This window comes from Gimesia sp., assembly GCF_048262075.1.
In the GTDB taxonomy this organism is placed as follows: Bacteria; Planctomycetota; Planctomycetia; order Planctomycetales; family Planctomycetaceae; genus Gimesia.
This window is the reverse complement of record NZ_JBLXFK010000001.1, coordinates 414,353-432,737: the sequence shown is the minus strand read 5'-3', so window position 1 is coordinate 432,737 and position 18,385 is coordinate 414,353. Positions and strand designations below refer to the sequence as shown.

General features: G+C 48.9%; 14 protein-coding genes and 1 tRNA gene. 1 reads left to right on the top strand and 14 read right to left on the bottom strand.

Translation table 11 applies throughout. The features are described from left to right. Positions 1-80 precede the first annotated feature (80 nt). The 14 genes from ACN0YH_RS01530 to ACN0YH_RS01465 all read right to left on the bottom strand — a co-directional run bounded on the left by ACN0YH_RS01530 (position 81) and on the right by ACN0YH_RS01465 (position 15,958). Positions 81-165, bottom strand: a tRNA-Leu gene (locus ACN0YH_RS01530). Positions 166-283: 118 nt separating this feature from the next. Further along, on the bottom strand, positions 284-1,069 hold the full coding sequence (locus tag ACN0YH_RS01525) for a sensor histidine kinase (RefSeq protein ID WP_417377793.1): 786 nt from the start codon (positions 1,067-1,069) through the stop codon (positions 284-286). Positions 1,070-1,736: 667 nt separating this feature from the next. Next, the gene (locus tag ACN0YH_RS01520) at positions 1,737-2,738 is read right to left on the bottom strand and encodes a glycosyltransferase (RefSeq protein ID WP_417377792.1); all 1,002 of its coding nucleotides are present in this window, start codon (positions 2,736-2,738) and stop codon (positions 1,737-1,739) included. A gap of 236 nt (positions 2,739-2,974) precedes the next feature. After that, positions 2,975-4,201, bottom strand: a complete 1,227-nt coding sequence (locus tag ACN0YH_RS01515) for a hypothetical protein (protein WP_417377791.1) — start codon at positions 4,199-4,201, stop codon at positions 2,975-2,977. A gap of 6 nt (positions 4,202-4,207) precedes the next feature. Next, positions 4,208-5,482 (bottom strand): glycosyltransferase family 2 protein, encoded by a 1,275-nt coding sequence (locus tag ACN0YH_RS01510; protein WP_417377790.1) that lies wholly within the window; start codon positions 5,480-5,482, stop codon positions 4,208-4,210. Beyond that, a complete protein-coding gene (locus ACN0YH_RS01505) occupies positions 5,479-6,063 on the bottom strand; it encodes a serine O-acetyltransferase (RefSeq protein WP_417377789.1) in 585 nt (194 codons plus the stop codon). The genes ACN0YH_RS01510 and ACN0YH_RS01505 overlap by 4 nt, the downstream gene beginning before the upstream one ends. A 49-nt stretch (positions 6,064-6,112) precedes the next feature. After that, positions 6,113-7,522 (bottom strand): hypothetical protein, encoded by a 1,410-nt coding sequence (locus ACN0YH_RS01500; protein WP_417377788.1) that lies wholly within the window; start codon positions 7,520-7,522, stop codon positions 6,113-6,115. 28 nt (positions 7,523-7,550) lie between these two features. Continuing rightward, entirely contained in the window at positions 7,551-8,288 is a 738-nt protein-coding gene (locus ACN0YH_RS01495) for a polysaccharide deacetylase family protein (RefSeq protein WP_417377787.1), read from the bottom strand. Positions 8,289-8,299: 11 nt separating this feature from the next. Then, positions 8,300-9,550: a glycosyltransferase gene (locus ACN0YH_RS01490; protein WP_417377786.1), complete on the bottom strand. Its 1,251-nt coding sequence runs from the start codon at positions 9,548-9,550 to the stop codon at positions 8,300-8,302. 50 nt (positions 9,551-9,600) lie between these two features. Next, positions 9,601-10,860: a GNAT family N-acetyltransferase gene (locus ACN0YH_RS01485; protein WP_417377785.1), complete on the bottom strand. Its 1,260-nt coding sequence runs from the start codon at positions 10,858-10,860 to the stop codon at positions 9,601-9,603. A 5-nt stretch (positions 10,861-10,865) separates the two neighbouring features. Then, complete coding sequence (gene pelF, locus ACN0YH_RS01480; RefSeq protein WP_417377784.1) at positions 10,866-12,014, bottom strand: GT4 family glycosyltransferase PelF; 1,149 nt, start codon at positions 12,012-12,014, stop codon at positions 10,866-10,868. Between the two features lie 26 nt (positions 12,015-12,040). Continuing rightward, positions 12,041-13,213, bottom strand: a complete 1,173-nt coding sequence (locus ACN0YH_RS01475) for a GNAT family N-acetyltransferase (protein ID WP_417377783.1) — start codon at positions 13,211-13,213, stop codon at positions 12,041-12,043. 33 nt (positions 13,214-13,246) lie between these two features. Then, entirely contained in the window at positions 13,247-14,758 is a 1,512-nt protein-coding gene (locus ACN0YH_RS01470; protein ID WP_417377782.1) for an oligosaccharide flippase family protein, read from the bottom strand. Positions 14,759-14,791: 33 nt separating this feature from the next. Next, positions 14,792-15,958 carry an O-antigen ligase family protein gene (locus ACN0YH_RS01465; RefSeq protein ID WP_417377781.1) on the bottom strand — a complete coding sequence of 389 codons (1,167 nt, stop codon included), beginning with the start codon at positions 15,956-15,958 and terminating at the stop codon, positions 14,792-14,794. Positions 15,959-16,602: 644 nt separating this feature from the next. Between ACN0YH_RS01465 and ACN0YH_RS01460 the strand changes: the two genes are divergently transcribed. Next, a complete protein-coding gene (locus ACN0YH_RS01460; protein ID WP_417377780.1) occupies positions 16,603-18,381 on the top strand; it encodes an ABC-F family ATP-binding cassette domain-containing protein in 1,779 nt (592 codons plus the stop codon). The last annotated feature ends 4 nt before the right edge of the window (positions 18,382-18,385 follow it).

The following is an 18,385-nucleotide window of genomic DNA, read 5'->3' as shown; positions in this document are numbered from 1 at the left end:
TTCTCAGCAAGGATCAGTCTTAAATACAAAAACCCGACGGGGAAGGTTTTAATACCATTTCCTGTCGGGTTTTCATGTAGTACCGGAGGGGGGACTTGAACCCCCACGAGGTTTACCCTCACTGGATTTTGAATCCAGCGCGTCTGCCGATTCCGCCACTCCGGCCTGAGATTAAGATTATATAGTCTAACGCTTTAAGGAATTCAATGGAAATGCCTGAAAATATCACATTCCCTGCAGGGTCAGTGTATGAACCCTGATTTTTTCCCAACTGCCTCTTGTTTCAGGCGGCTTCGATAGCAGTTGTGGAAAGCGGAAACTTGAGCGTAAACGCTGTCCCTTTACCGACGGCGCTTTCCACACGGATGCGGCCGTTATGCGCTTCCATGACTTCTTTCGCCAGCGAAAGCCCTAAACCGGTTCCCCCCTGGCCATTTTCGTCGGCCTCTTTCGTGGTGTAGAACTGGTCAAAGATGTGATGCAAACGGTCTGAGGAGATGCCAGCTCCACTGTCGCGTACGATGACTTCTGCCATATTCGCTTCTGCGTTCAGTCGAACGGCCAGGTCGAGTCGACCTCCGGTAGGCATGGCCTGTCGTGCATTGACGATCAGATTGACAAGTACCTGCTGAATCTGGTTCGGATTGAGAACAACTTCCGGTTGAGCCTCGAAGTGAGTGTGCAGATTGACACGGTTCATGGAGAGGTCTTTTTCGACCAGTGCAATCACACTTTTTACCAGCACGACCAGATCGACCGGTTCCTGACGACTTTCACTGCCACGGGCATAGGAGAGCATTCCGGTTGTGATTTTTGCAGCACGCTGTCCGGCAGACAAGATTTTGTTAAATGCTTTCTCGCGGCGTTCTTCTTCTTTGTGACGCAATCCCAGTTTGGCGTAATTGATCACAGTCGTCAGGATGTTATTGAACTCGTGGGTAATTGAAGAAGCCAGTGCACCAACGGAACTCATTTTCTGGGCATGAATTAGCTGTTTCTGGTAGTCTTCGATTTGGGATTCGAGCTCTTTAACCCGTTGTTCCAGTGATTCGATGGTTTGATTTGACATGAACCGCTTGCATCCTTGCCTGGCGATTGAGTGACTTATAGAAAACAGCGTCTCACCGCTGATTCTGGAATACTGACTAATAATAAGATATCGGCGTCTTGGATACAGGAATCCAGATCGTCAGAGGTGACGCGTTCAAAGCAATTGGAGAAATAGTCGGCAGGATCCTGTTATTAAGAATAGATAGCATTGAGTGGATGGGGAGAATGGGGCCTGGTGCGGGAAAACCTGCGATCGTCGCAGCCTGTCTGATGACAGTTCAAATTCTGGGTTGAACTTGAAGTTCAAATGATTATCAGCGTTCAACAGCTTGGCTGTAAGTCATTAAAATGGAGTAGGATCGAGACAAAACATCAGGCAGTGAAACTCAAAACATCTACTTCAGAAGAAGTGAGTTTCAATTGTGTTTCTGCCAGTGGTTCCAGCCAGGAAACAGGAGTCATCAGACAGCTTCTGCGTCTCAACTTGCTAACAGCTCCAGGTGGAACACTTTGTGAAAAATACCCAAGTTGCCACGAAGGTCGGTAAGATGTCGACCAAAATGATAGAGTCTGGGCGATTGAATCATTCAAGACCGATCAACTTAACAATCAGGAACAGTATAAGCTGCTGGCTTTCCTGCCAACGCTTGGATCATGATCGATAACAGCAGTCGGTGGTGAACAGACTATGCGGCGATGCGTTCTTCCGAGGGACCTTGATCCTGTTGATCCTGGCTTTGCTTTTTCCTCGCTGCCGTTTGTATACGGTAGGCAATTTCTTTGGCGATGGCCTGATTAAAGGATATCTGAAACTGCTGGAAAGAGAACTGGGCCGCACAGCACCAGCCAATCACTGGCTGACAACGCTGTGGTCTGAGTTCCAGTTCACGAATGGCACTGGCGAGTGAAGTCACCGTTTGCTCTTCAAAATGAATTCCACTTCCCAGGCCATTCTGTTCGAAACAGATGACCGACCGAGCGGCTTCGCAGTCAGAGTAAATTATGACAGGAGTGCCACAGCTTTGAGCTTCGATGGCTGAAAGGTCGAAATCAACATCACGGGGGCAGATGACTGCTGAACAAAGGCGATATTGATCCCGCAGTTGCTGGTCTTCCAGTGGGCCCAGAACTTCAATCATGGGATGATCCTGCAGATCCTGTGGGAGATCCTCAGCACTGATCCCTGCAATCGAGAGGCTTTGTCCCAGGTCCTGACAGGCATTCACGGCAAGTTGATCAGATGCAGTCCACTGGCCATCGACAACCAGCAGGTAAAATTCCGTTCTCTGGTCAAATCCGGAGCAGAAGAAATCGGTATCTACGGGCGGTTTGACAAATGAAGTGAATCGATCCCGATTCTGGTTCTGGAGTGTTTTTGTAGGGACGACAAATTCCACTTCCGTCATACTATTGATGAGTTGCTGGTTGAGGGGGGCCTGGTTGCTGGAACGGGGTTCCAGATAACACATATGTAACTGGTGCTCTTTACATTTGATCGATGCGGCTGCTTCCAGACTGGTACTGATAATCAGATCGGAGTCAATTGAGTTGATATCCTGCGCAGGAGAAAACCCAGTACCAAAACGGGCTATCGTAGCTGAGTGAGGCCAGACTTGATTCAGTGCTTCCCAAATACAGTACTCGATACGAGTATGTGATACACCGGTATGCACTAATGTGACACTCATTTTGTTTCCTCCTTGAAACGTTGATGAGCCAGTATGAATTTCTGTCGCGATCAGGCAAGCAGTGCGCTTGCCGGTTTTTCGATATCGAATGATAAGATAGGATGTCTGGAGAGAGGTCTCTCGACCATATCACCTTCACTCAGGATCTTGACAAATCTTAAAAATTGGGTCAATGCGAATTTGTTCCGAAACAGGTATCTGTTGAGATCATGTGAAAAATAGTATGAGAACCTTGTTTATTTTCTACCGCTGAACGCAGGCGACTCAGTAGTAACTATTGGTCCTGATGACGAGGGGGCGTCCTTGTGAAGCGTATCAAAATCGGGAATGGTTGCTCCCTGTTCTGCCTGATGGATCAATGCAGCCATCTCCCAGGCAGTAACGTAATAGTACTTCCATTCCGGATGGCGTTCGGCTTCTGCACGGAGTTCTTCATGGAATGTTTCAGTTTCGGCTCCCAGCAGAGTATCAATATTGCCAGGCTTGGCACCATGTGTATGTAGTTTGATGAATGTCCAGTCGGGACGTCCCGTGACATGCACATCGGCGGCCAGCCAGTGCTGCAATCGATTGACTGTTCCGGGGCGCCCCGCATGCAGGTCGGAATTTTCGATGCGAGGCATCAGCCCCCATTTTCGTTGACTCCAGTCGAGTTTTAACGGACCCTGGATCATCAGCAGGCTGTCTGACTCAGGTGACTGTCCAACCTGGGCATGAATTCCCTGGTTCTGTGATTTCCGTTCTCCCGGGCGGTTTTTTGCGTAATAAATACTGTTGATGATTTCAGTCTGAGTATTACTGGGAGCAGAAGGCATGGTCAGGTCGGCATAGCAGCCCGTTTCCAGCAGGATTTCAATCTCATTGTCAACGCCACACCAGCGTCCATCGGGGCGCGAGTTACAGAGTGCCCAGTTTCCATGTATGAAGCTGTAGAGAATCTCTCCCGTCTGGGGATCTTTTCTCAGCAGGCCATGTCGGTCGAAGAGCGTCTGGCGAAACTCATTCATTTTCTGCCTTAACCCGTCGGCTGTGTCGTGATCGTGATGTAAATGAATTTCCACATCACCGTATCCTAGTTTACACAAAGAAGCCAGGCGGTCCAGGTACTCGGGCGCATATTGGTCCTGCGGGTAAAAGAAGGTATGTTGTGGCACCTGTCCCCGCGAATCACTGAACCGGGAAAATCGAGCCGGGTATTCTTCACACCAGCGATCGACGCGGGCGATCGCTTCCGATTTCGTGGGGTTACCCCATTCTGGTTCAAAGTGGTCACAGACAGCGATGAAAATATGACGGGGTTGTTCCGGGCTGAAGGAAACTTTCGGATCTCGTTTCCTGGAAAACAGATAAGCGGGAAGCCAGTACTGCATGTTCCGGGAGCGAATGGCTAAAAAGACGGCGACTGCCAGACCAAACAATAACGTGATACAGATTGTGATACAGGTAAGAAGTAACGGGGACATTATGGTTTAACTTTTTGTAAAGGGGAGTGTATCTGTCGTCAGCGTTTCAGAGTCGCTGATGACTGGATCCGTTTCCGGGATGTCCTGATCATTCACTGGTACTGAAGCAGGCAGGCTGCGTTCGGTTCGTTCCCAGATGCCACTCTGACTGGTAAAGAGCCAGCGAAACAATCCGATTCCCAAAGCCAGATTCATTTGAACGAACATGCCCGGAACCCGGCAGAGCTTTAACAGGCTGCTGCTGCCTTTCAGTTTCATGCCAACGAATGCAGTAGCATAAAACAGGATTTGCAACGCCAATGTTGCCTGGTATAGCGGTTGATTTAATAAAAACAGGTTGCTAAGAAAAACCAGGCTCATAAAAACCGGGCAGAACCAGCGCAACAGTTTGTGTGACCAGAAGGCGAAAGCGATAGAACCATAGCGAGGGTTCAGAAGTCCTTTCAGATGTTTCAGGCTCTGGAACGCTCCGGTGCCAATACGAATTCGTCGTTTGAATTCGGCCTGAACGGAAGTTGCTGTTTCCTCGACCGCAAAGGCTGTTTCGTCATAGATCAAGCGTTGTCCGGCCAGGTGGACCCGCATGCCAATCAGAAAATCATCGATAATTGTGTCTGCCGGAATCGGCTGGTAGAGTGATTTTCGTAATGCATATATTGCACCATTCACACCCAACACTGCGCCGAGGCGGGTCTCACAATGTTTGAGAAAATTCTCATATTTCCAATACAGGCCGTCTACATTTTTGCCGGTTTCTGCATCTTCCAGTATGAGTTGTCCGCAGACGCAACCAGTCGAATCATCCTGAAAATGTCGCACGAGCTGTCTGATACACTGTGGATCCATGTTGGTATTCGCGTCTGAAAAAACGAGAATCTCTCCCGCAGCCAGGGGGACACAATCATTCAGGACCGAGGCTTTACCTCGACGGTGATCAAACTGGATCAGACGAATCTGATCGTCGCCGTATGATTTAACAAGCTCGCCCGTCAGATCTTCATTACCATCACAGCCAATCAGTATTTCGAGTTTGGATGTCGGATAATCGAGTCTGGCAAGATTGTTGAGGCGTTCGAGGATGACAGCTTCTTCGCGGTACGCGGCGATGAGAATCGAAACCTGGGGCAGAGAATTTGTATCGAGTGGTTCGCGGTGTTCTTCAACCTGTTGCCTGGATTTATTACGTGCCAGCAGCCAGATGACCAGAGGGTAACCGAAATAGGAAAAACCGATCAGAATCAGGGAGGTCCAGAACAGACTGGCGATCAGAAGGGGATTCATGTGGATGATCCTTTCTGGAGCTGCTTGTAGGGTAATTCAGCCTGATTCACTTCGAGTTGCTTTACCGGCTGATTATCATTATGCACTTTGAGCACCCGTGCCGGGATTCCGCCGACAGTGGTGTGTGAATCAACATTTTTAACGACAACCGCATTGGCACCAACTTTCGAATGCGAGCCCAACTGAATGCCACCAATGATCTTGGCTCCTGCCCCAATGAAAATATCGGTTCCGAGTACGGGAGAAGTATTGCGTTCTGCACCAATGGTGACCTGGTGTTCGAGCTTGATGTCGTCACCCGCTTTGACTGAGCCATTGATCACGATTCCCTGGCTGTGGATGATCACAAACCGTCTGCCAAAACTGGCACCCCGGCCGATGATACACTGGCAGAAGATGGCATTACATTTATTGAAAATCATGGATAGTGGAAACAGTTTCCAGGAATCAGACCATTGCATCAGGCGATACCATAGCATTGCCATCGTGCCATCTGTCAGGCAGGTCTTTAGCAGGCAGCGGTAGGTGATGCTCCCGTAACACCATTCTGATTTTGCTTTCAGGTCTTCCCAAAACTTCATATTCAGCTCACTTCGTATTCACTGTATTGATGTTATGCAATTTCGCGGATTAGACAGTATTGTTTACCAGTTGATTCAACAGGTCTGCCAACTGTCCTGCCTGATATTCGCGCTTGAACTGGTCGATCTGTTCCGGTTGGGAAATACAGGCATCATGTGTCTCTGTGAGTCGTTCTGTTAACCAGCCTGCCATACCCGCAACATTGTCTGCACGGAAATTGGAGGCAGGCCAGAAACTACCAAGGATGTCTGCAGTCTCGCCTGCAGGAGTGATCGACAGTATTTCCCGTTTCACCGCCAGATACTCAAATAGTTTTGCCGGAGCGACCCGGTCCGCACCTTCAACATCACTCAGCAACAGACAGAGCGCGTCAGCGTTTGCCATTTTTTTCAATGCTTCGTGATGGGCACAGTATTCTTCAGTAATCAAGGTGCAGGCCGTCTGTTTAATTCGTTCCAGTAGAGCCTGTTGTTCTGGTGTTTTTCTCCCGATGAACTGCAGTTCCAGATTTTTCAGGATCTCAGGCTGCGATTGGTGTACGGCTTCGATCGCGTGAATCAGTGGTTCGACCGTGGTCAGGTTCCAAAGTGTACCCGTATAAACGATTCGAAATCGTTTCTGAGCGGTATGGGAATCTGGCTTCTGAAAAGGTTCATCCAAATGGTCAAAGTCATCCAGATCGAAGCCGTTGTAGATGCACTTGCCGATGGCGTCTGTACCAAACTGGTGTGCACGCTCAAGAAGCCTTTGTGTGCTGGCCTTGGTTGTCGCGACAATCGCATCGGCGTGTTTCATAACCGATTTCTGTAAGCAAGTCTGGATCAGATGCGAAATCCGATCCTGCTGATGATTTTCCAGATACTTGCTACTCAGGTCCCATTCGTCTCTGAAATCCAAAATTAACGGCAGCCCCGAGATTCGTTTCAGTTTGCTGGCAAGAACCAGATTGGAGTAGGGAGGGGCGGTTGCCAGAATGGCATCGTGGTGTATTTCTTTGAGCAGTTTTTTTCCTGCTTTGAGTGCATTGGGATACCAGAGGATCTGTGAATCGGGTTGGAGTAAGAGTCCGGCACCTGACCTGGCGATCTTACGGCAGGCAGACTTTACAGGAGACAGCAGACTGGATGAATGATGGTTCTGATTTTTGTTGGCCACGTTCTTTTTGAGAGAATAATCTGGTTCCCAGGTACGGGCTTTGACCAGATTCGTCTCTTCCGGGATGTCGACCAGCAGGCTATTGTCAAATACAGGGACAGAGGGATTTGCTGCCATCAGCACACTCACATCCCAGCCGAATTGTCGCAGGTATTTGACAAATTTCACTGGGCGTTGTACGCCAGCTCCGCCGACGGGTGGGAAGTGATAGCTGACCAGCAGCAGCCGTTTCCGCATTCCTTCCGGAATCGAATTGTCCCGGGAGTCAGAAGTTTCGGTGGGTCGAGTGATAATGGTGGACATGGTTTCGTTGTTCTTTCAATATTCTAAATCAGGCACAAGCCTGCTGTGTTCTCGTTGGTTGCAGTGCTTTGTTTTCAATCCAACGGCTGACTGGATGCGACTGAATGCGGGCCTGTTGGTGTTCAGAGAGCTGATGGACCGCCTCAATCGCGTAGGGGTGGTTGTCGTGCATCAGACAGAAATTTCCGGAATCGGGCTGATAGTTGTGACACCAGTTGATGATTTCAGAATGGTCGTTCATTAAATAATCACGGGGATCGGTATCCCAGAGAACCACGGTACGTTGTTGACGCCAGAGTCCCAGCAGTTTGCCGAGATTCAGTTTACCTTTGGGTGGGCGAACCAGATTCACCTGCTTGCCGGTAATCTGTTCCAGGATTTCATCCGTCTGCTGAATTTCTTTAAGAAAGCTGCGCGTGGAGGTTTGTGCCGGTTCAGAATGGGTCAATGTATGGTTACCGATTTCATGGCCTTCCTGGACGATGCGTTCTATCAGGTGAGGATATTGCCGGGCTTTTTCGCCGATGACAAAAAAAGTCGCCTGTTGCTGGTATTTCTGCAAGACGTCCAGCAGAAGAGGTGTGTGTTCAGGGTGGGGTCCATCATCAAAAGTGAAGGCAATGTTGATGAGGGAACGACTGTCTGTTTTACAGCAGCCGACATCTGTGTCCGAATCAAAGTGATCGGCATCGCCATGAACCAGATACAGTTTCCGCGGGATCACCGTGGGGATCGTTTTCTTGACGAATTGACGAATGATATTCATGGCGGCTGATTTCAGGTTTGTTGTTTCGTTTTTTGAGCTTTACGCTGATACGACGAGCGTGATTTCTGTTGTCCGGTCAGGCCAGCCGTATAACGTGTACTGCAGTCAGACAAAAACTGACTGATTTTTAATGACGACTCCTGCCATGACATCGGTTCAATACTCCGCCGTTCAGCAGGAGCCTTTGATACCAGCATTTCTGATAGCGCCACAGCCAATTCACTCGAATCATCAGGTGTTACCAGTCGATCACAGTCAGAGTCTGCGATTTCGGGAATGCCACCCACACGACTGGCAACAAACGGTTTTCCGCAGGATATTGCTTCCAGAAGAACATTGGGAATCCCCTCAGAGAGACTGGGTAATGCGATGACATCTGCTGCACGGTACCAGTCCACCAGGCGGTGTTGAGGTTGTGATCCCTTCAACTGGAAGAACTCTCCCAATCCGTTTTGTTCTACTTTTTGTACTAATGCTGATTCCAGAGAACCGTTACCTAAAACATAGCACGTAAATTGAGTCCCCACTTTACTTATTTTCTCACAGGCATTCAGAAGAATGGAGTGTCCTTTAACCGGTTCCAGGCGTCCGACACTAACTATGATTTTTCGATCGAGCGGGAGCCCCAGGCGTTCGCGGGCGGCTCGCTGGTCGCCGGGACTGAACAGTTCACGGTCAACGCCACGGTACACAGTCTGGATTTTCTCTGGATGGATCTGCAGTTGTTTCACTGCGTTCATAATGTCATTACTGACTGTGATCACGCCGTCTGCCTGTTGAAGCACATTCTGAATGACACGTTTTCTCTTCCGGTTTTGTGTGAGTAGCAGCACGTCACTGCCTCCGGTCATGACGACGACGGGGATGCCATGTTCGCGGGCTGCTTTGACGGCAACTTCACCATCAGGGTGTATCCAGTAGGACAGGATAATATCAGGTTGAAAACGGGAGATGGTTCGCTGCAGAGTCTGGTGCAGTGACCATGACAAAAATTGTCCATAATGCTGGTGTAGTATCTTCGGTGGATAGTAGAATCGTGGGTACTCCACACTGAGTTGCCCCGTGTTTTCAACGGGCATCCATTTTCGATCCATCCGGGTTCTATTTTTGATCGCATGCGAAAACTCATCGATCCAGGAGACCGGTGTGATGACATGTACCCGGTGTAATTGAGACAGCGAGTCAATCATGGATCTGTTGAACGTACCTTTCCCGGGATGTAACGGGTTAGGGAATACGTTGGAAAGAAATAAAATATTCATGGCAGGCCTGGCTTCAGTAGATAACTCTTCGTGGTGTTTTCGCGCATTCATTAGCGACTGCCCAGCTTCCGATACCGGGACATTTGGCGCAACGCGGTATAGACGCCGGAAGATTTCAGAACCTTTCTGGAAGTCTGGTCAATCCAGCAGGACGATTTCAAATAACTGATGAGGCATTTATTCCTCCAGGTGGAAGGGAACAGCAGTACGGAATGACTCTGAGTGATTTCGGTACTGTATCGCTGCTTGTATTCCGCATCACCGGTTCCAAAATCAAAAGTGCGGGGGGTATTGGATTCAATCAGGTCTTCCAGAATCAACAGCAGCAAGGTTTCTCCGGGCGAGACGCTGGCATAGTTCAGATCAAATCCAAATTCCAGATCGTTGAAAGTACCTCGATGCTGGCTGCCGATTTTGAACGCGATCGGCTGGTCCTTATCCACGAGGAGATAGGAACGTAAAGAGTCATTTATGGCAAGGAACATCATTTCTTCGAGTTCTTTGTCACTGTTTTTAATTCTCAGTCCCAGACGCTGTGTTTGCCAGGTGTTAAGCGAAATCTGGTGAGCTGCCTCAAGAAACTCTGCAACCTGATCGGGGCGTGTAACGCGGATTAGTTGTAACTCTGAATTGTCACGTAATAATTTGCGATGTTTTCGTCGTGATTTGGAACGAAACTGGTTCCAGTAATCTACCGGATGCTCTGGAAACTGAATCAGGCTTCGTGGCTGAAAACCAGTATGAGAATAGGATAAAAAATGCTTCGAAAGATGTTTCAGTGATTGGTTGAGTGGTTCGTTAATCAGAATGTCTTCAAGTAACAAAAACCGGCCTGCGTTATGACCGCAGAAAGAGACGCTTGCTCCCAGCAGGAAATTGTGGAACGCCTGGTCATGCTGATAATCCTCTGACATCAGAAATCGATGACCGGACAGGAAGTATCCACCTATCTGTCTGGCAGGTCCGATACCCCGCAGTGTTTTTGTATTGAATAATTTTGGAAGCAGTACTGCTGCTGCAACCGGTTTATTGCCTTTTCGACAAAACAGGAGATGGCCTCTCGCAAATGCATGTTCTTCCTGCAGCAGGGGAGAGATCCGGAGTACATGATCGGGGTGCTGATCGAGTTCGGAATGAGGATCTTTTTGAAACAGTTCCATCCAGCTCTGGTACAGTTCAGACATCGGGTGGAAATGACCAGGGGCCAGTTGGATGAAGTCCAGCTGCAGAGATTCAAAGCCCGTATCCTCCTGGTCCGTTTGCGTGGCCCAGTAGTCTGCTTGTTGTTTTCGTTTCAGATTTGTCTGCATAGCGATTAGCTTTTTAATGAAGTGTTTAAAATATCGAGATACAGGTTTTCGTAATCTTTAATCATAGTGCGGATATTAAAGTACTGTTCCACACGCGCACGTGCCCGCTGACCGGTTTCTGCCCACTGGTCCTGATTCTCACACATCTGGATCATGGCCGACGCCAGGAGAGCAGGGTTAGCAGAAGGGACAAGTAATCCAGTAGCCGGTTGTTGTACAATTTCAGGATTTCCGCCAACGTTTGTCGCGACGATTGGCAGACCGACTGACATGGCCTCCAGAAGGGTGAGAGAAATTCCTTCCGTCAGTGATGAGGAAACATAGAACCCTGCCTGGCTGAGCAATTGAGGAACATCATTGCGCTCCCCCAGAAATTCGACTTGCGATTTCAGATTCAATTCGGCGGTGAGACTTTCGAGTCTGGCCCGTTCCGGTCCATCTCCAACAATGAGAAGACGGAATTCCGGGATTTCCTGTGCGACCTGTTGTACTGCGCGCAGCATCGTCGCTAGATCTTTCTCAGGTGAGAGTCGCGATACGGTGATCGCGGTCTTTTTATCAGCAGGCCCGGTAAAGACAAACCGGTCGACATCAATGCCATTCCAGATGCGTGTTACTTTACTATCGTTCAGCCAGCCGACTTTCTTACAACGCAGGCCGGTGTCATCAGAAACAGGAACAACGCGGTCAGCAAAGCGGCTGGCAATAGCAAACTGCATGCGCTCACTGAAAGTCGTTCCAAAACGTCTGCCGTGACGTGTTTGAATAGTCACAGGTATTTTAGACCGGTAGGCCGCCAGGCTGCCGTAAAAGTGAGGGTAAGCATTGTGTGTATGCAGCAGATCGTAGTCCCTCTGATTCAGGAAGTCAGATAACTGCCTGATCTTTTCGAGTTTTCCCCGCGCTGTCAGCGGGAACTGAATAACGGGACAGCCAATCTGTTTAATTTCTTCCGCCGGGACGCCTGTTTCTCCCAATGCAATAAACTCAAGTTCAAATAGTTCCCGGTTATGGTAGCGGGCAAAATCGACCAGCAGTCGTTCCAGACCTCCAGTGCAGAGCGTCAGGCTCAAGTGACAGACGCGCAGCCGTTTTCCTGCAGATGTATAGCTGGTCGCAGGGGCTATTGTTTTGATTGCTTCGATTGTGCTCATCGCGATCTATCCATTGAGTAGGGGGATTACTGATCTGCTTTGCGGATCAGCTTCATGGTCTGTTTGATTTTTCGTAATGCATTGAGTGCCGTGAATTTCCAGCGGGGACGCTGGATTTGGGCCCAGGTCAGGAAATTGTGGTGCGTACTCATTTTCTGTTTATGGTGACTGTTGCCTGCGAGAAAATCATAGGCATCAAATCCGCGCTGGAAGCATTCTTCGATACAGAGGTAATCGGTGATGACTCCCGGGCTGAGTTTGCCACGATATTCCGCAGAACCACCCTGGTAACAAAGCACCCGATTTCGATCGATCAGGACCTGGACACAACCGATGACTTCGTTCTCAATTTTGACGCGAAACAACCCCATTTGACCGGAGGGAATCAGTTTTTGAATCAGCGCTTCATGAAACCGGGTAAATCGCTGGCTGGCATAAGAGCCGGGCTGACCTTCTTTCTGCCAGCGGGTCTGGTGTAATGCAACCAGGTCGGCAAAGATGGACTCGGCCTGTTCAATGGTTTCAGCCCACTCAGTCGTCAGATTACCATAAGTCTTCATGTTCTTGCGTAAGTTCTTCCGGGTGGAATAGCCAAAGCCGGAAATCACATCCCGCTCTTCTTCACGAATCAACTGTAGATCAAAATAGCGACTTTCAATCTTTCGGACGGATGTTTCGGGTAATTCAAGATTCCAGTCTTCGAGCTCGGCACTGGCAAAACCATCGAAGTACAGGGAATCCCATGTCTGGTTTTTAGAAAGCAGTTCGACCAGAGCATTCATGAATGCTGACTGGTCAGCGGGTTGAATCAATAGTGAGTTGTATTCCACACAGACACTGTCTGCCGCTGGTTCCCCAGCAGTTCCCAGGTGCAGGGTTTTAATGGGAAGGGGGCCGTCAAACTGTTCTACACCTTCAGCTAAGAGACAGATACCACAAGGAGTGTTGTTTCGGGAGGCAATCACAAAAGAGTAGGGTTGTAAATCGCCATAATGTTCGATCCATGTTGATGTCCATACTGAGGAACACATCAGGGGGACAGCATCAAATTGTGCTTCCAGGGTTTGCCAGATTTGCAGGCAGTCCTGTGTCTGGTCTTGGTCGCGCAAATGCAGTGACAGTGGACCGGCGACCGTGTTTTCAGAACGGTTTTCGGAATTCGGTTTGATTTCATGTTGTGCACAGTGAATGGTAGACATTGTATTACTCATCATATTTTTAATTGCTGAAAACTAAGAATTAATCGATTCAGGAACTGACCGATGCAGCAGTAAGGTTCCTTTTTCAAAAACCAGCCAGGTGCCCAGCAGAAAGACACCTCCTCCGGCGGCAACTCCCACCAGAATGGCCCAGGAATTACGAATTTCAATAAAGTGTGGTAAGAAGTAGGAATAGCCCAGCAGCATCAGCAGTGGCGCCAAAGTGGGAGCGATGGCCGTTCGCAGCAGTTGACTGGTTGAGATATTCAGTTTCTTCATCGCGTAAGGCAGGATGATTCCCAGCTCCGCAATAAAAATGGGGATCGCTGTACCTAACGCGACGCCGATGAGACCCAGTGACTGAATTAGGATCAGTGATAAAATCAGATTGGCAATGGCCTCACTGATGTAAATCAGCGAAGGAACTTTGACATGTCCCATTCCATACAGGACTGAACGGAATGTTGAAACTGGTAAGGCGATGATGCGGGCACCCAGGAGAATCATCAAAATAATATGGCTTTCCGGGTAGCCGGTTCCGATCCAGGTGTTGATCAGCGTCGTGCCAAAGAAACAGACGCCGATAAAAAAACCGGTGACCAGCAGAAAAGAGAGCGAGACACCATTCAGAACCAGCTTTTGCAGGGCATGGTGATCCTCATTGGCATGCAGTTCTCCTGCCCGGGGCATAAAGACTTTTCCGATTTGTGCAATCGGCATGTTAATAAATTGTGTGAGTCGCAGCGCGATGTAATAAGGGACGATCATGGCCGGACTGAAAAAGATTCCGATCAGAATGGAATCGGTTGCTTCGATCAGAGTCCAGGCGATAGCATCGATAAATGCGAAGCCACTGAATGAACCACACTCTTTGAGGATGCTCCAGTCCAGGTATTGGCGACCAATTCTGAATGTTTTCACCTGACGAAACGCAAAATAGCATTGGCCGATATTTTCTACGACAGTGACCGTAAAGAAAATCAGCGCAATTGTCAGCAGTCCCCATTCCGCTTTCAGGAACATCAATGTCAGCATGAGTCGCAACAGAGCACCGGTCAGATTGACACCGCGCTCAATGTCAAACCGCTGGATACCCATTAGGACACCACCAAACACACTACCTGCCAAACCAACAAAGACATTCAGACCTAGAATCAGAATGACCAGCCTGATTTCATATAGGGAGATCGTGCCCCAGTCACTTAAGTGAGGTGCCAGCCACGCGATGATACCTGCGGTTAATAAAGCCAGACTGCCCATACCCAGATAGATGACAAAAATCACATTTGAAACATGGTTCAGTCGATTCCAGTCCTGCTTGGCATGGTAATGTGCGACATAGCGACTGATAGTCTGACCAAATCCCAGGTAGAGGAGACCGGAATATCCGGCGATGGCATTAATAAAGATCCAACTGCCATACTGTGCATCTCCCAGGATATGCAGAACGTAAGGCATCAGGAATACGCCGATCACCAGGCTCACTCCATGATTGAGCCATGTCGCACACAAATTCATTTTGACTGATCGACGTTGAGTCATCATTTTACTTTCAGTGTATTATCACTGCACTGATTTTTAATGGGCAAAAATACGGACAAAAATAAGGAACGCAATGAGCATTCCCATGCTCACACCTAACAGATAAATCACATGTTGTTTGTTCCAGTAGACCAGTGGGGTCGGTCTTGCAAGACTGGCTCCCGCCAGATTCAGATAGGCAGCAGAGATGCCCACAACCATGTAAGTGGGAACGACATAGCAGCGGGATAATGACATCATTCCGCCACACCAGGCAGCCAGAATGGCACCGGCATAAGGCAGATACCGTTCCAGTTCCCGACTGCGGAAAATGGGTCTGCCGTGATTCTTACTTTGAAATTGTGCCAGGCGATATATTCCCAGTGCGGCAAAGAAAAAACAGCCGATGAAAAATGTACCACCAAACAGACCCAGTTCGGTAAAGGCATGTACGAACGAGTTATGAGCTGCTAAGCCAGCCAGATCGGAATACTGTCCTTCGCCGATACCAAACAACAGGTCGGGAGACTTGATTGCCGACAGGCCTTCACGCCACAATAGGATCCGGTCATGTCCGGTTCCGGAATTCAGGTCAATGTTTCCCTGGCGCCCGGCCAGAACTGTCACTCCTGCCATGCCAACCACTGCGCAGGCAATCGCTGCTTTTTTACCATACTTGGGTAAAACAAAGACCATGCCGGCTATTCCCAGTGTCAACAGACCTCCGCGGGAACGGGTATAGATCAGGCCGATCCCCAGAATGATCATGCTGACGACCCACAGAAATCTGAGTGGACTCGCTGCGGGATCATTAAAAAAGTACCAGCAGAGGATACCCGTCGTCACGATCAACACGGACAGGTCATTGGGATCCTGGAAGATCCCGGTGCCTCGCATGCGGAATACACGAATCACTTCTCCTGCATCAGAAACTCCGTCACGGTCACTGACGTGTTTGATAAATTCAAAATCGAATATGCCCACGTAATCAATCACACACAACAGGATCATGACAGACGACGAAATGGCAATGGTTTTCAATAACCCTTTTAAACGCTGAGGGGAGTCGATGATGCAGATCAACAACAGATAATACATCAATGTTTTCAGGAACATGACAGTCGATGTGCGGATGCCATAGAAATACATGTGTGATGCATGTGACAAGGCAACCGCGACCAGAACTCCAATGACACACAGGGTGATCGGTTGCCGTTTCAGCATCGGCAGCTTAACTGCTCGCTTGATTTGATCGAGGGATAAGAAAAATGATGAAAGGATCAAAACTTCATAAATGGGCAGATTAGCCAGAGCAGGGATCAGCTCAGCCGGTCTCAGGAATAAGGTGATATTGACCAGCAGAAACAGAATATAAGCGTTTTTCGGGGCCGAGGATCCGCCCATAATTGAAAGTGGAAGGGGCTGACGTCGCCTCTGCGAAGCATTTCGTGAACGCGCAGCTTGACCCTTTGCGGTTACAGATGCGGTAACCGCTTGTTGTACAGGAGCAGGATCAGAACACGCTTCATTCGCCATAAATAATCTATTAGGCAGAAACAGTCGAAGAACAAAATCGGGCCACTTCCATATTTGACCCTGAAAAACTATCAGAATTCATATTGATGCATTTTTAAAACGATAGTTCAGGAACCGGTACCGCGTGGCTGGAAATAAGTGTTTCAGGTCATTCCCGGCTGGAAAAATTGTCATAACCGGTACGAAGCAATCAGGAGAGAGGATTACGCGAAACCGGCCCCTTGAAGAAGGCACGTATGATCAATTGTAATGATTACGCTTAGCCGTTATCTTCTCTGTCCTCGTGTATACGCTTAACATTGAGGTTTTCGGTTCATTTATTGAGAAGAGTGATGGCGACGCTGATTGAAATATCAAATGTGACAAAGAGTTATGGTGCTCAAGAACTGCTGAACGAAGCATCGATTGCGCTCGCGGATGAGCAGAAAATCGGCTTCATCGGGCGCAACGGGGCCGGTAAATCCACATTGTTGAGGATCCTGCTGGAAGATGAATCGGTCGACAGTGGACAAATCATTCGTCACCCCAATCTTCGGGTTGGTTATCTCAGGCAGCATGATCCGTTTCAGCCTGGCGAAAGTGCGCTGGATTTTCTGATGCGCGACAGTGGTCAGCCCGACTGGCGCTGTGGTGCTGTTGCCGGTCAGTTTGAATTGAAAGGCCGTTTTTTAAATGGCCCTGTCAAAGAACTTTCCGGTGGTTGGCAGACACGTGTGAAACTGGCGGCTTTATTGCTGCATGATCCCAATTTTCTGATGTTGGACGAACCGACGAACTTCCTCGACCTGCGTACTCAGCTCCTGCTGGAAGATTTTTTGAAAGATTACCGCGGCGCAGTGTTGGTGGTTTCTCACGATCGTACTTTCCTCAAAGCAATCTGTAATCAGACTCTGGAACTCAAGCGAGGCAAACTGACTCTGTATAATGGGAACGTCGATCAGTACCTGGAGAATCAGGAAATTCTGAAAGAGCGTGATGAACGAACCAATGCGACGGTACTGGCAAAACGGCGTCAGCTGGAAACGTTCATTGCAAAAAATAAAGCAGGCGCGAATACCGCCTCTCAAGCGCGAAGTAAAGAAAAACAGTTGGCACGACTGACCCTGACCGAGATCGAGGGAGCAGAATCCACTGTCAATATCATCATCCCACAGACAGAGAAGCGGCAGGGGATTGCATTGATCTGCGATGATCTGGCAATCGGTTATCCCAAGAACCGCGTCGCAGACAATATTAACCTCGAGATTGAGCATGGTTCCCGGGCGGCGATTGTCGGTGATAACGGACAGGGAAAAACGACCTTCTTGAGATCCATTACCGGTTCGCTTAAACCGTTAGACGGAAGTCTGAAATGGGGTTATCACTGTAATGTCGCCTGCTATGCACAACACGTCTATACATCATTGCCTCCGGAACAGACGATTCGTGACTACCTGGAATTAGAGTCGGCTCCCGGGACAACGAACCAGCAGATTCTGGCAGTCGCAGGCAGTTTCCTGTTCAAGGAACAGGCCCTGGATAAACCCATTAAGGTCCTCAGCGGGGGGGAGCGGGCGCGTTTGTGCCTGGCCGGAATTCTGCTGGGTAACTACTCCATACTGATTCTGGATGAACCAGGTAACCACCTTGATGTCGAAACAGTGGAAGCATTAGGAAATGCGCTGGTGAAATTTCAGGGAACCGTGATTTTCACCAGCCATGATCGCCACTTTATGAGTAAAGTCGCCACCGATGTGATTGAAGTGGTAAACGGTACGGTGAAGAGCTATGAAGGCGATTACGATGCCTATCTTTATCGTGTAAAGAAAGAAGTGGCGGATGGTCACCGCGAGCAGAATCAGGCATCGATTGCGACACAGGAACAGAAAAAGTCGGTTCCTCGCGAAAAAGGTTTAGGCGGTAAAATCAAAAATGCGCGGAAAGAACTCTCTGCCATTGAACGCAAAATTGCCCAACTCGATGAACAGCGAAACGAGATCAACAAGAAATTCCTGAAAGCAACGAGCCCGGAACAGGCACAGGAACTCCATGACGAAATGCAGCCCCTGGTCGAAGAGATAGGAGAACTGGAAATTCGCTGGATGGAGCTCTATGAATTTCTGGAACAGTAATCGA